The sequence below is a fragment of the Pseudomonas sp. SWRI50 genome, assembly GCF_014269095.1.
In the GTDB taxonomy this organism is placed as follows: Bacteria; Pseudomonadota; Gammaproteobacteria; order Pseudomonadales; family Pseudomonadaceae; genus Aquipseudomonas; species Aquipseudomonas kermanshahensis.
In genome coordinates this window covers 258,604-271,851 of record NZ_JABWRW010000001.1, presented here as the reverse complement: position 1 = coordinate 271,851, position 13,248 = coordinate 258,604, and the positions used below count along the sequence as shown (strand labels likewise).

Below are 13,248 nucleotides of genomic sequence, written 5' to 3'. Positions count from 1 at the left end.
AATATCCGAAATATCAGATGGAAAACCAGACAATCAAGGGCCGCTAAGCAGCCCTTGATATCACCGCAATTAAAGCGGCTTACCGCGGTTACCATGCTGGCTGACAAAGCCCTGAACGGCCTTCAGGTCATTGGCCAGCACCGTGCAACGCTCTTCGCGGCTGAACAGATCGGCCAGGTGTGCAGGCAATTCCAGCGCCTTGCCAACACCTGCCTTCTCCACGGCTTCCGGGAACTTGACCGGATGCGCGGTACCCAGCACCACCATCGGCGTGTCCAGGCTACGACGGCACTCGCGGGCGGCCTTGACGCCGATCGCGGTATGCGGGTCGAGCACTTCGCCGGTGCTGGCGAACACTTCGGCGATGGTCTCGCAGGTCTGCTCGTCACTGACGGCCAGCGAGTCGAACAGTTTGCGCGCTTCGGTCCAGCGGTCTTCGTCAACGCTGAAACCGCCACCCTGCTTGAAGTTGTCCATCAACGCGGCAATGGCTGCACCGTTACGGCCGTGCAGGTCGAACAGCAGGCGCTCGAAGTTGGACGACACCATGATGTCCATCGACGGCGACAGGGTCGCGTGCAGGGTTTCCTTGACGTACTGGTTGCCGCTCATGAAGCGGTGCAGGATGTCGTTACGGTTGGTGGCGACCACCAGCTGGCTGATCGGCAGGCCCATGTTGCGTGCCAGGTAACCGGCGAAGATGTCGCCGAAGTTGCCGGTGGGCACCGAGAACGCCACCGAGCGGGCTGGGCCGCCCAACTGCAGGGCTGCGTGGAAGTAGTAGACGATCTGGGCCATGATCCGCGCCCAGTTGATCGAGTTGACGGCCACCAGGCGGGTGCCCTTGAGGAACGACTGGTCGGCGAAGCTGGCCTTGACCATCTCCTGGCAGTCGTCGAAGTTGCCTTCGATGGCGATGTTGTGGATGTTGTCGCCGAAGATGGTGGTCATCTGCCGACGCTGTACTTCCGACACGCGCTGGTGCGGGTGCAGGATGAAGATGTCGACGTTGTCGCAGCGGCGGCAACCTTCGATGGCAGCGGAGCCGGTGTCACCGCTGGTGGCACCGACGATCACCACACGCTCACCGCGCTTGACCAGCACGTGGTCGAGCAGGCGGCCGAGCAGCTGCAGGGCAAAGTCCTTGAAGGCCAGGGTCGGGCCGTGGAACAGCTCCATCACCCACTCGTTGCTGTTCAACTGGCGCAGCGGCGCCACGGCGGCGTGGGCGAACGCGCCGTAGGTTTCCTCGAGGATCTTTTTGAAGTCGGCGTCGGCGATGCTACCGGCGACGAACGGGCGCATCACGCGGAAGGCCAGTTCGTGATACGGCAGGCCAGCCCAGGAAGCGATCTCTTCCTGGGTGAAGCGCGGCAGGTTTTCAGGGACGTACAGGCCGCCGTCGCTGGCCAGGCCAGCCAGCAGGACATCTTCGAAATTCAGGGCCGGTGCCTGGCCACGGGTGCTGATATAGCGCATGGTGCAAACCTTCGATACTGAGGCCGGGGCCGCGTGCGCGGCCCGACGGCATGATTCGTTAATTGAGCTGTTCGACGCGGATGCGCACGACCTTGCCGACCACATCCTGCAGGGCTTCCAGGGCGACAATGGCGTCGTTGATGCCCTGCTCGACCACGCGATGGGTCAGCAGAATCATCGGCACCAGGCCGTCCTGTTCCTCGGCTTCCTTCTGCATGATCGACTCGATGTTGATGCCACGCTCCGAGAGGATGCTGGCCACCTGGGCCAGCACGCCGGGGTGATCCTTGGCCTGGATGCGCAGGTAGTAGGCGCTTTCACAGGCTTCGATCGGCAGAATCGGGTGCGCCGACAGCGAGTCTGGCTGGAAGGCCAGGTGCGGCACGCGGTTTTCCGGGTCTGAGGTCATTGCGCGTACCACGTCGACCAGGTCGGCGACGACCGACGAAGCGGTCGGCTCCATACCGGCACCTGCGCCGTAGTACAGGGTCGAACCGGCGGCGTCGCCGTTGACCATGACCGCGTTCATCACGCCGTTCACGTTGGCGATCAGGCGATCGCTCGGGATCAATGTCGGGTGCACGCGCAGCTCGATGCCTTCAGCCGTGCGACGTGCCACGCCCAGGTGCTTGATGCGGTAGCCCAGGGCCTCGGCGTAGTTCACGTCAGCGGTGGTCAGCTGGGTGATGCCTTCGGTGTAGGCCTTGTCGAACTGCAGCGGGATGCCAAAGGCGATGGACGCCAGGATGGTCAGCTTGTGGGCCGCATCGATGCCCTCGACGTCGAAGGTCGGGTCGGCTTCGGCATAACCCAGGGCCTGGGCTTCGGCCAGCACGTCCGGGAAGGCACGGCCTTTTTCGCGCATTTCGGTGAGGATGAAGTTACCGGTGCCGTTGATGATGCCGGCCAGCCAGTTGATACGGTTGGCCGACAGGCCTTCACGGATCGCCTTGATCACCGGGATGCCACCGGCAACCGCCGCTTCGAAGGCGACGATGACGCCCTTCTCGCGGGCCTTGGCAAAGATTTCGTTGCCATGCACGGCGATCAGCGCCTTGTTCGCGGTGACCACGTGTTTGCCGTTTTCGATGGCCTTGAGCACCAGGTCGCGGGCGATGGTGTAACCACCGATCAGCTCGATGACGATGTCGATTTCCGGGTTGGTCGCAACGTCGAACACATCAGCGGTAATGGGGGTACCGGTAATCTGGCAGTTCGGGTTCTGCGAGCGCATGGCAATCTGTGCCACTTCAATACCGCGCCCGGCACGGCGGGCAATCTCCTCGGCGTTGCGCTGAAGTACATTGAAGGTTCCGCCACCGACGGTCCCCAACCCACAGATGCCTACTTTGACCGGTTTCACTGTGAACTCCCCATTGAACGGCCGGCACCTGCGCCGACCGTGAAACGTGCCGTCACCCCATGACGACGGCGTACTGTATTGATTACTTGGCTGCTTGCTGCTGGCCGGCCAGGGCCAACTTGGCCACTTGCGGCGCCGGCTGGTAGCCCGGGATTACCTGGCCGCTTTCGAGGACGATCGCCGGCGTGCCGTTGACGCCGATCGACTGGCCCAGCTGGAACTGCTTGCTGACCGGGTTGGCGCACTTGGCGGCCTTGATTTCCTTACCCTCGACCATCTTGTCCAGCGCCGCACGGCGGTCGCTGGAGCACCAGACTGCCTGCAACTGCTGATCACCTGGCGAACCGAGGCCCTGGCGCGGGAAGGCGACATAGCGCACTTCGATACCGCGGCGGTTGAGCTCCGGCACTTCGGCGTGCAGCTTGTGGCAGTACGGGCAGGTGGTGTCGGTGAACACGGTGATGTGCGACTTGGTCTCGCCCTTGGCAGGATAAACCACCATCTCGGCGGCTGGAATGCCGTTGATGAGCTTGGCAACGCCTTGGCGCTCGGTCTTCTCGGTCAGGTTGACCGGCTTGCCGTCCTGGATCTGGTACAGGTAGCCCTGCATGACGAACTGGCCGTCAGCACTGGCGTACAGCACGCGGCCGCCCTGCAGCTTGACTTCATACAGGCCATTGAGCGGGCTGCTGGCGACGCTTTCAACCGGCACTTCCAGTTCGAGGTTCTGCAACGACTTGCGAATGGCCTGCTCGGCACCGGCATTGCTGTCGGTTGCCGCGGCAACGGCAAAGGTACTGGCCAGCGCCAACGCGGCGGCGGCGAAAATCTGGGTCACGCGCATGGGAACTCCTGAAGGCGGACAGGGGCCGGAGGGCGTCGCCTGCGGAAAAAACGCGGCGACCGTGCGGCCCTTGGTGCAAACCGCCCAAGCCTACCACAACACGCTAGCCGTGAAGGGGTCTGCGAGTACCGGTCGGCGGAACATGAAAATCATTCATCCACGCGGGTGATGCTGGGCGTGCAGTTGCTGCAGACGGGCTTTGGCCACGTGGGTGTAGATCTGCGTGGTCGACAGGTCGCTGTGGCCCAGCAGCATTTGTACCACGCGCAGGTCGGCGCCGTGGTTGAGCAGGTGGGTTGCGAAGGCATGGCGCAGGGTATGCGGCGACAGTGATTTGTCGATCCCGGCGACCTGTGCCTGGTGCTTGATACGGTGCCAGAAGGTCTGGCGGGTCATCTGCTCGCCGCGCAGGCTGGGGAACAGCACATCGCTCGGGCGCCCGTTCAGCAGCTCGGGGCGGCCATTGCGCAGGTAGCGTTCCAGCCATACCACCGCCTCTTCCCCCATCGGCACCAGGCGCTCCTTGCTGCCCTTGCCCATCACCCGCAACACGCCCTGGCGCAGGTTGACCTGATCGAGCGTCAGGCTGACCAGTTCGGTCACGCGCAGGCCACAGGCATAAAGGACTTCGAGCATGGCGCGGTCGCGCTGGCCGATGGCTTCGCCGAGGTCCGGCGCCTGCAGCAACGCCTCGACGTCGGCTTCTGACAAGGATTTGGGCAACGGCCGGCCCAGCTGCGGCATCTCGACCTGCAATGTGGGGTCGACAGCGATCAGCTTTTCCCGCAGCAAGTAACGAAAGAAGCCACGCAGCCCAGACAGAAAGCGTGCTGTAGAACGTGGCTTGTAGGCTTGGTCGAGGCGCCAGGCCAGGTGATCGAGGATCAGCTCACGCCCCGCGTCAGGCAAGGCCACGCCCTGCTCCTGCAGCCAGCCATTGAACAGCGCCAGGTCGCTGCGGTACGAAACCCGGGTGTTGTCGGACAGGCCTTTTTCCAGCCACAGGGCATCGAGAAACTGGTCAATCAGGGGGTGGTCGAGGGCGGGCATGAAAACTCGGTGGCAAACGACGAAATGACGCTTAGTCTTTCATAACAACGCCGGCATAGGGAGCCCGCATGAACGAACAGCAGATCCTGCTCAGCGTCGCGGGCATCGGCGGCGCCGCCCTGGCCTGCCAGTGGCTGGCGTGGCGCCTGAAATTGCCGGCAATCCTCTTCCTGCTGCTGGCCGGCATCACCGCCGGCCCGCTGTTCGGCTGGCTCGACCCCCAGGCGCTGTTCGGCCCACTGCTGATGCCCTTGGTGTCGCTGGCCGTGGCACTGATCCTGTTCGAGGGCAGCCTGACGTTGCACTTGTCGCAGTGGCGCGACATCGGCAGCGTGGTCCACCGCCTGGTCACAATCGGCGCCCTCTCGACCTGGCTGGTGATCGCTCTGGCGACTCACTGGCTGCTGGGGTTCGACTGGCCGCTGGCGATCCTGTTCGGCACCTTGACCCTGGTCACCGGGCCGACGGTGATCGTGCCCATGCTGCGCGTGGTGCGGCCGAAGGCGGCGATCGCCAACATCCTGCGCTGGGAAGGCATCGTCATCGACCCGATTGGCGCCCTGCTCGCCGTGGTGGTGTACAGCTTCATCATCGCCAGTGCCGATGGCAATGGCCTGAGCCAGAGCCTGGCCACCTTTGCCGGGGTGATCTTCTGTGGCAGCGCACTGGGCGCGGCCGGCGGCTGGTTACTGGGGCAGGTCATGCGTGAGCAGTGGCTGCCAGAGTACCTGCACAACCTGGCTGCACTGGCGGCAGTGCTGGGCATTTTCATTGCTGCCAACCAGATCGTTCACGAATCCGGGCTGCTGGCCGTGACGGTGATGGGCATGTGGCTGGCCAACATGCGCGGGGTGGATGTGCGGCAGATCCTGCACTTCAAGGAAAACCTCAGCGTACTGCTGATCTCGGGCTTGTTCATCCTGCTGGCCGCACGCCTCGACCTGCATGCCCTGATCGGCCTGGGCCCGGCGGTGCTGGCGCTGTTGCTGGTGATCCAACTGCTGGCGCGGCCGCTGAACGTCTTTTTGTCCACCCTCGGCTCGGGGCTGAACTGGCGCGAACGGGCCTTGCTGGCCTGGATCGCACCGCGCGGTATCGTGGCCGCGGCAGTCTCGGCGATCTTCGCCATCCGCCTGCACGAAGCCGGCCATGAGGATGCACTGCTGCTGGTGCCGCTGACCTTTGCCGTGATCATCGGCACCGTAGTGCTGCAAAGCGCCACGGCCAGGCCCTTGGCGCGCCTGCTCAAGGTGGCCGAGCCTGCCCCCAGCGGCTTTCTCATCGTCGGCGCCAACGGGCCCGCGCGCACCCTCGGCAAAGCCCTGCAGCAACTGGGCTGCCGGGTATTGCTGACTGACTCAAGCTGGGAAAACATCCGCGCCGCGCGCATGGACGGGCTGCCAACCTACTTTGGCAACCCGGCCTCGCAGCATGCCGATGCACACCTGGACCTGGTCGGCCTCGGCCATCTGCTGGGGCTGTCCCCTGCAGGTGAGATCAACGCGTTGGCCTGCGCACGTTTTCGCCACGATTTCGGCCACGGCCGCCTGTTCGTGCTGGCCAGCGGCCTGGAAAAACAGCGCAGCGACAAGCACCGCGCCAGTGAGGAACACCGCGGCCATTTGCTCGGCTCAAGCCCGATGACCTACCAACAACTGGCCAATCGCTTGCACCACGGCGCCGAGCTGTACAGCACCACCCTGACCGAGGGTTTCGACTGGGACAACTATCAGGCACTGCATGGCGAGCGTGCGCACCTGTTGTTCGCCCGTGACAGCCACGGCTGGGTGCATGTGTCGAGCCCTGACAACCCGCTCACCCCGCAACCTGGCTGGACCCTGGTGGCGCTGGTAGAACCGGCGCCAGTCGCGGGCACGGCCACCACACCAGGGTGAACCTCAGGCTGCTGGCAGCACCGGCACCGGGCGCTTGTCTTCGTCGATGGCGACAAAGCTGAACACACCATGGATTGCCCGTTCACGGCCATCCAGGTACATGTTCTCGACGAACACATCCACCTGCACCTGCAGGCTGGTGTTGCCCACTTTGATCACCGTGCCGACCAGCTCGACGATCGAGCCCGCCGGGATCGGGTGCTTGAAGTCGATACGGTCGGTCGACACCGTTACCAGCGGCAAACGGCAAAAGCGCGTGGCCGCGATGAACGACACTTCATCCATCCAGGCCAGCGCAGTGCCGCCGAACAGGGTGTTGTGGTGGTTGGTGGTGTTGGGGAACACCGCCTTGGTCACGCGGGTCACCGACAATTCGGTGCGGCGCTGGATTTCCTGGTCTCGGGTTGTCATGTCGGGTCACATCGCTTGGGGTTCAAAACGCAAAAAAGCAGCCCGAAGGCTGCTTTTTTTCTCGCAAGGCGGCCTGGGCCACCGGTCAAACTGCACTCAGGACAGTTTTTCCTTGATGCGAGCGGCTTTGCCGGACAGGTCGCGCAGGTAGTACAGCTTGGCTTTACGCACGTCACCACGACGTTTCACGGCCAGGCTGTCGATCTGCGGGCTGTAGGTCTGGAAGGTACGCTCTACGCCAACGCCGCTGGAGATTTTGCGCACGGTGAAGGCGCTGTTCAGACCGCGGTTACGCTTGGCGATAACGACGCCTTCGAACGCCTGCAGACGGGAACGCTCACCTTCCTTCACTTTAACCTGGACGATAATGGTGTCGCCCGGTGCGAAGGTTGGGATTTCCTTGCTCATCTGCTCGGCTTCGAGCTGCTGGATGATCTTGTTGGTCATGCTGTGCTCCTAAGATGGATACGTGATCCACCATCGATACGTTTAACTATCGTCCCGCTCGCGGAGGTATTCCTCGAGCAGCTTCTTCTCTTCTCCAGAAAGCGAGCGACTTTCCAGAAGATCGGCGCGTCGTTCGAAGGTCCTACCAAGGGACTGCTTCATCCTCCAACGCCGGATATGTGCATGGTTGCCACTTAGCAACACGTCGGGAACACGCTGATCCGCATACACCTCAGGTCGGGTGTAGTGCGGGCAATCGAGCAGACCGTCGGTGAAAGAGTCTTCCTCCGCCGAGTCCACATGCCCTAAAGCTCCGGGCAGCAGCCGCGTAACCGCATCGATCAGTACCATGGCCGGCAGCTCGCCACCGGAAAGCACATAGTCGCCAATCGACCACTCCTCATCGACATGAGCCTCAATAAAGCGCTCGTCGATGCCTTCATAACGACCGGCGATCAGGATCAACGATTCCTGTTCGGCCAGGCCTTTGACCGCTTGCTGAGTCAGCTTGCGGCCTTGCGGCGAAAGGTAGATCACCTTTGCCGATGCTCCGGTCGCTTGCCTGGCGCTAACCAGGGCGTCTTCCAGAGGCTTGATTTTCATCACCATGCCCGGACCACCGCCAAACGGCCGATCATCCACGGTATGGTGGCGATCTGTGGTGTAGTCCCGCGGGTTCCAGCACGTTACCTGAAGCAACCCCTGTTTTACCGCGCGGCTGGTAATGCCGTACTCCGTGATGGCCGAGAACATCTCGGGGAACAACGTGATGACGTCTACGCGAAGGTTACCCATCGTTTAGAAGTCCGCGTCCCATTCAACCCGCATCACGCCTGCTTCGAGGTCGATTGCCAGCACGCATTGCTCCGTATAGGGCAACAAACGCTCGCGATCATCCAGGCTGCCTGCGCACGGCTTGACCACCATTACATCGTTCGCACCGGTCTCCAACAGGTGATCGACCTTGCCGAACAGATGTTCGTCCTGGTTGATGACCTTCAAGCCCTGCAACTGGTACCAGTAGTACTCGTCGACGGGCAGGTTGGGCAAAAGGCTCCGCGGTATGCAGATCTCGTAACCACTCAGAAGACGGGCTTCATCGCGATCATCGAGGCCTTTCAGTTTCACGACCAGGCCCTTTTGGGAGCCACGACCGCTGACCAGCTCTACCTGTTTTACCTTGCCTTCGTGCTTGAGCGTCCAGCGTGGATAATCCAACAGGTTTTCAATCGGATCGGTAAAGGAATACACCTTCACCTCGCCGCGAACGCCGTGAACCGAAAAAATCTTGCCAACGACGATGAGGTCGTCAGCCTTTTCTGGCGTCGCGTTCATATATCTTAGGCAGCGGCCTTGGCAGCTTCCTTCAGCAGCTGAGCAACACGCTCAGACGGCTGCGCGCCCTGGCTCAGCCAGTAGGTGACGCGTTCCTGGTTGACCGACAGCTTGACTTCGGCGCCCGATGCGATCGGGTTGAAGAAGCCAACGCGCTCAACGAAACGGCCGTCACGGGCGTTACGCGAGTTGGTCACGGTCAGGTGGTAGAAAGGGCGCTTTTTCGAGCCGCCACGGGCCAGACGAATGGTTACCATGTGAACATCGTTCCTATAGTCGGTGCTGCAGTTGGTACTGCAGTCGGTGCTGCAAATCTGAAAGCCAAATAGGCACATGCGTGCCCAAAAGGCCGCATATTCTCGGGGAATACACGGACATTTGCAAATGACTTTTTCGGCAAGGCCTCGCCATGCCGTCCAGATTCGCCGGTTAAGCCACGCTTTTCGCGGCCATTGCCCCGCCACGGCGGGGGTTCTGAGCGCTCGTCCGGTAAAAGACAAGCGCCCGGAATAGGGGTTACAGCTTCGGCATGCCGCCGCCTGGCATCATGCCGCCAAGGCCGCGCATCATCTTGGCCATGCCGCCCTTGGCAGAGAATTTCTTCATCATCTTCTGCATCTGCTTATGCTGCTTGATCAGCCGGCCGACGTCCTGCACCTGGGTGCCGGAGCCGATGGCGATGCGGCGCTTGCGCGAACCGCTGAGCAGGTCAGGATCGCGGCGCTCGGCCGGGGTCATGGAGTTGATGATCGCCTCCATCTGCTTGAACTGCTTCTCGGCCGCGCCCTGGGCATTGCCCATCTGCGACAGGTTGACCCCGCCGATGCTCGGCAGCTTGTCCATCAAGCCGCCCAGGCCGCCCATGTTCTTCATTTGCTGCAGCTGGTCGCGGAAGTCTTCGAGGTCGAAGCCCTTGCCCTTCTTCAGCTTCTTGGCCAGCTTGTCAGCCTTGGCCTTGTCGATGGTCTGCTCGGCCTGCTCGATCAGGCTGAGCACGTCGCCCATGCCGAGGATGCGCGAGGCGACGCGGTCCGGGTGGAACGGCTCGAGGGCCTCGGTCTTCTCACCCATACCGATGAACTTGATCGGCTTGCCGGTGATGGCACGTACCGACAACGCGGCACCGCCACGGGCATCACCGTCGACCTTGGTCAGCACCACGCCGGTCAGCGGCAGGGCTTCACCAAAGGCCTTGGCGGTGTTGGCGGCGTCCTGGCCGGTCATGGCGTCGACCACGAACAGGGTCTCGACCGGCTTGACCGCAGCATGCAGCGCCTTGATCTCGTCCATCATGTCGGCGTCGATGTGCAGACGGCCGGCGGTGTCGACGATGACCACGTCGATGAATTTGAGCTTGGCTTCGCGAATCGCCGCTTCAGCGATGGCGACCGGCTTCTGGCTGATGTCGGACGGGAAGAAGGTTACGCCGATGTCGTTGGCCAGGGTTTCCAGCTGCTTGATCGCGGCCGGGCGGTAGACGTCGGCCGAGACCACCATCACGCTCTTCTTCTTGCGCTCCTTGAGGAAGCGCGCGAGCTTGCCGGCGGTGGTGGTCTTACCTGCACCCTGCAAGCCAGCCATCAGCACCACGGCAGGTGGCGCGGCGTTCAGCGCGAGGTCTTCGTTGGCCGCGCCCATCAGGCTTTCGAGCTCGGCCTGGACGATCTTCACGAAGGCCTGGCCTGGGGTCAGGCTGCGCGACACCTCGGTACCGACCGCACGTTCCTTGACGCTGTTGACGAAATCCTTGACCACCGGCAAGGCAACGTCGGCCTCGAGCAACGCCATGCGCACTTCGCGCAGCGTGTCCTTGATATTGTCTTCAGTCAGCTTGGCCTTGCCGGTGACATGGCGCAGCGTCTGTGACAGGCGGTCGGTCAGGTTTTCGAACATGGTGATCCTTTCAGGCCCAGTAAAAGCCGAGGTTTGTCAGGCGCCCAGGGGGGAAATGCACACACCCGGGGCACAGCAAGGCGGCGATTATAGCGAAGTGCGGCGGCGGCGCACACCTTGCCTTCCCAGCGGCAAGCTACGGGCGCCAGGCGGCAAGAAAATGCAGCCACCTCGCGGATCCGCCTTTGCTTGTACCTTGCGGCTTCCAGCTTGCAGCTCTCTATGCCAAACTCCGTCTCTTTAAGGCTCGCCAACCAGGACTTATGTTCTCCTCACCCAGCCTCATCCCCAACCTGATCGCCGCCGGCCTTTATATAGCTGCGACCCTCTACCAGGGCACGCACCTGGCCCAGGGCCGCAAAGCTGACAAACGGCTGCTGGGCCTGCTCGGCGCCCTGGCTGTCATCGCCCAGGGCGGCGCCCTGTTCTTCCAGCTGATCACCCCGCTGGGCCTGAGCCTGGATTTTTTCAGCGCCGCCAGCCTGATCGCCGTTGCGGTCATTACCCTGACCTTGCTGGCGTGCCTGCGCATCCCGGTAGAAAACCTGCTGGTGCTGCTGTTCCCGCTGGGCGCGGTCACTGCGCTGCTGGCCCAGTTCGCGCCCCCTGGTACCGTGCCGCTGATCAACGAAGAGCCCGGCATCCTCGCACACATCCTGCTGTCGATCCTCGCCTACGGCCTGTTCACCATCGCGGTGTTCCAGTCGTTGCTGCTGTTGCTGCAGGACCACCAGCTGAAAAACAAGCACCCGTCAGGCCTGATCCGCAACTTTCCGCCGCTGCAAACCATGGAAAGCCTGCTGTTCGGCTTTCTCTGGGCCGGCTGGTGCCTGCTGTCGCTGTCGCTGATTTCTGGCTGGCTGTTCCTCGACAACCTGTTCGCCCAGCACCTGGTGCACAAGACCTTGCTGGCCTGCGTCGCCTGGGTGGTGTTCAGCGTGCTGCTGTGGGGCCGCACCCGCCTGGGCTGGCGTGGCCACAAGGCGATCCGCTGGACGCTGGCCGGTTTCTGCCTGCTGATGCTGGCCTATTTCGGCAGCAAGCTGGTTCGCGAATTCATCCTGCATATCTGACGGCCGCCCATGGACACCCTGCCGTACGCACCGCTCCTCGGCACTCTGGCACTGGCGCTGCTCTGGTCGGCGCTTTTCAGCGCCGTGGATGCCGCCCGCCTGCAGCTCAATGGTTCGCTGCGCAATGGCGACGACGGTCAAGCCCCCCTGCCCGCCCAGGCGCTGGTGCTGTGCGCCAGCCTCGGCAAGTTGCTGGTGCTGGGCCTGGCGTGCCTGATTGGCCAGCGCTACAGCGGCGAACACGGCTTCTGGCTGGCCGGCCTGGGCGCGACGCTGGCCTTGCTGGTGTTTGCCGAATTCCTGCCGCGGCGCCTGGCGCGGCGTAACCCGCAGGCGTTTACAAGCCTGGGTGCAAGCCTGCTGAAAGTGCCCCTGGCGCTTCTGCAACCCTTGGCCTGCCTGCTCGATGGCTGCGCCAAGCTGCTACTGCGCCCATTCCGTGTGCAGCCTACGGCGGTCGCCTTGCACCCGGAGCAAGACGACGACTTCGACGAAGACGAGGAGCACGAGCCTGCACGCCATGGCCTGCTCGACGGTTTGCAATCGCTGGACAAAGTCACCGTCAACGACATCCTGGTGCCGCGCAACGAAGTCGATGGCATCAACCTGGACGACCCGATCGAACGCATCATCGAGCAGCTGATCGTCAGCCGTCACACCCGCTTGCCGGTCTATCACAACGACATCAACCAGGTTGAGGCGATCCTCAACACCAAGCTGATCAGCCACCTGCTGCCCAAGGCGGAGCTGACCCTGGAGAAGCTCCACGGCGCCTGTTACGAGCCCTATTTCGTACCCGAAAGCACGCCCCTGCAGCTGCAGTTGCTGAACTTCCATAAACAGCAACGCCGCCTGGGTGTGGTGGTGGACGAATACGGCGAGGTGCTGGGCATCGTCACCTTGGAAGACATCCTCGAAGAGATCGTCGGCGAGTTCGAAGACGAACAGGGGCTGGACAACCCGCACGTACACCCCCAGCCCGATGGCACCTTCGTCATCGAAGGCACCGCCTCGCTGCGCGAGATCAACCGCACCTTGGGCTGGCACCTGCCCTGCGATGGCGGGCCAAAGACCCTCAACGGCCTGGTCACCGAAGCACTGGAAAGCATCCCGGAAAGCGCCGTTTGCCTGAAGATCGGCCGATATCGCCTGGAAATCCTCGAAACAGAGGACAATTGCGCCAGCAAGGTACTGGTGTGGACCGTGACCCGATAGCTATACTCGGGTCACGCTTACCCAGCCCCGCCGTCCCGCCTGCTACCCGCACCCGGCGCCACACGGCCAGTCCGCTCCACTGACACGCCCCGCGGTCCTGCTTCAACACCCCGAACAGTGCCCGCTCCCGCCCCTATCCCCCTTGGGCTATCGTCAGTCGGGCGAGCAAAAGAACAATACGCTCCGGCGTCCGTATAGGCGTGCCTGCCCTTCGAAGGTACGCGCCCTGGCGGATCAAGCCCT

Annotated in this window: 13 protein-coding genes; 3 read left to right on the top strand and 10 right to left on the bottom strand. The window is 62.8% G+C overall.

The window, feature by feature from the left end; translation table 11 throughout:
• Positions 1-69 precede the first annotated feature (69 nt).
• The 4 genes from thrC to xerD all read right to left on the bottom strand — a co-directional run bounded on the left by thrC (position 70) and on the right by xerD (position 4,736).
• Complete coding sequence (gene thrC / locus HU750_RS01285; protein WP_085272719.1) at positions 70-1,479, bottom strand: threonine synthase; 1,410 nt, start codon at positions 1,477-1,479, stop codon at positions 70-72.
• A 58-nt stretch (positions 1,480-1,537) separates the two neighbouring features.
• Positions 1,538-2,842, bottom strand: coding sequence for a homoserine dehydrogenase (locus HU750_RS01280; protein ID WP_085272718.1), 1,305 nt, complete (start codon positions 2,840-2,842; stop codon positions 1,538-1,540).
• Positions 2,843-2,924: 82 nt separating this feature from the next.
• Positions 2,925-3,686, bottom strand: coding sequence for a thioredoxin fold domain-containing protein (locus tag HU750_RS01275; RefSeq protein WP_027595726.1), 762 nt, complete (start codon positions 3,684-3,686; stop codon positions 2,925-2,927).
• A 153-nt stretch (positions 3,687-3,839) separates the two neighbouring features.
• A complete protein-coding gene (gene xerD, locus HU750_RS01270; RefSeq protein ID WP_085272717.1) occupies positions 3,840-4,736 on the bottom strand; it encodes a site-specific tyrosine recombinase XerD in 897 nt (298 codons plus the stop codon).
• Between the two features lie 68 nt (positions 4,737-4,804).
• On the opposite strand from xerD, the gene HU750_RS01265 reads away from it, so the two are divergent.
• Positions 4,805-6,631: a cation:proton antiporter gene (locus HU750_RS01265; RefSeq protein ID WP_186675850.1), complete on the top strand. Its 1,827-nt coding sequence runs from the start codon at positions 4,805-4,807 to the stop codon at positions 6,629-6,631.
• Between the two features lie 3 nt (positions 6,632-6,634).
• Here HU750_RS01265 and HU750_RS01260 read toward each other — a convergent pair whose 3' ends face one another.
• The 6 genes from HU750_RS01260 to ffh all read right to left on the bottom strand — a co-directional run bounded on the left by HU750_RS01260 (position 6,635) and on the right by ffh (position 10,717).
• Positions 6,635-7,042 carry an acyl-CoA thioesterase gene (locus HU750_RS01260; protein WP_027595723.1) on the bottom strand — a complete coding sequence of 136 codons (408 nt, stop codon included), beginning with the start codon at positions 7,040-7,042 and terminating at the stop codon, positions 6,635-6,637.
• A gap of 96 nt (positions 7,043-7,138) precedes the next feature.
• Positions 7,139-7,489 (bottom strand): 50S ribosomal protein L19, encoded by a 351-nt coding sequence (rplS, locus tag HU750_RS01255; RefSeq protein WP_027595722.1) that lies wholly within the window; start codon positions 7,487-7,489, stop codon positions 7,139-7,141.
• Between the two features lie 42 nt (positions 7,490-7,531).
• Positions 7,532-8,284, bottom strand: a complete 753-nt coding sequence (gene trmD, locus HU750_RS01250) for a tRNA (guanosine(37)-N1)-methyltransferase TrmD (protein ID WP_008094486.1) — start codon at positions 8,282-8,284, stop codon at positions 7,532-7,534.
• A gap of 3 nt (positions 8,285-8,287) precedes the next feature.
• Positions 8,288-8,824, bottom strand: coding sequence for a ribosome maturation factor RimM (gene rimM, locus HU750_RS01245; RefSeq protein WP_027595721.1), 537 nt, complete (start codon positions 8,822-8,824; stop codon positions 8,288-8,290).
• A 5-nt stretch (positions 8,825-8,829) separates the two neighbouring features.
• Positions 8,830-9,081: a 30S ribosomal protein S16 gene (rpsP, locus tag HU750_RS01240; protein ID WP_011535318.1), complete on the bottom strand. Its 252-nt coding sequence runs from the start codon at positions 9,079-9,081 to the stop codon at positions 8,830-8,832.
• A gap of 259 nt (positions 9,082-9,340) precedes the next feature.
• Positions 9,341-10,717 (bottom strand): signal recognition particle protein, encoded by a 1,377-nt coding sequence (ffh, locus tag HU750_RS01235; protein ID WP_027595720.1) that lies wholly within the window; start codon positions 10,715-10,717, stop codon positions 9,341-9,343.
• A 263-nt stretch (positions 10,718-10,980) separates the two neighbouring features.
• Between ffh and HU750_RS01230 the strand changes: the two genes are divergently transcribed.
• Together HU750_RS01230 and HU750_RS01225 are read left to right on the top strand one after the other, a co-directional pair.
• The gene (locus HU750_RS01230) at positions 10,981-11,790 is read left to right on the top strand and encodes a cytochrome C assembly family protein (protein WP_027595719.1); all 810 of its coding nucleotides are present in this window, start codon (positions 10,981-10,983) and stop codon (positions 11,788-11,790) included.
• Positions 11,791-11,799: 9 nt separating this feature from the next.
• A complete protein-coding gene (locus HU750_RS01225) occupies positions 11,800-13,005 on the top strand; it encodes a transporter associated domain-containing protein (RefSeq protein WP_186675848.1) in 1,206 nt (401 codons plus the stop codon).
• The last annotated feature ends 243 nt before the right edge of the window (positions 13,006-13,248 follow it).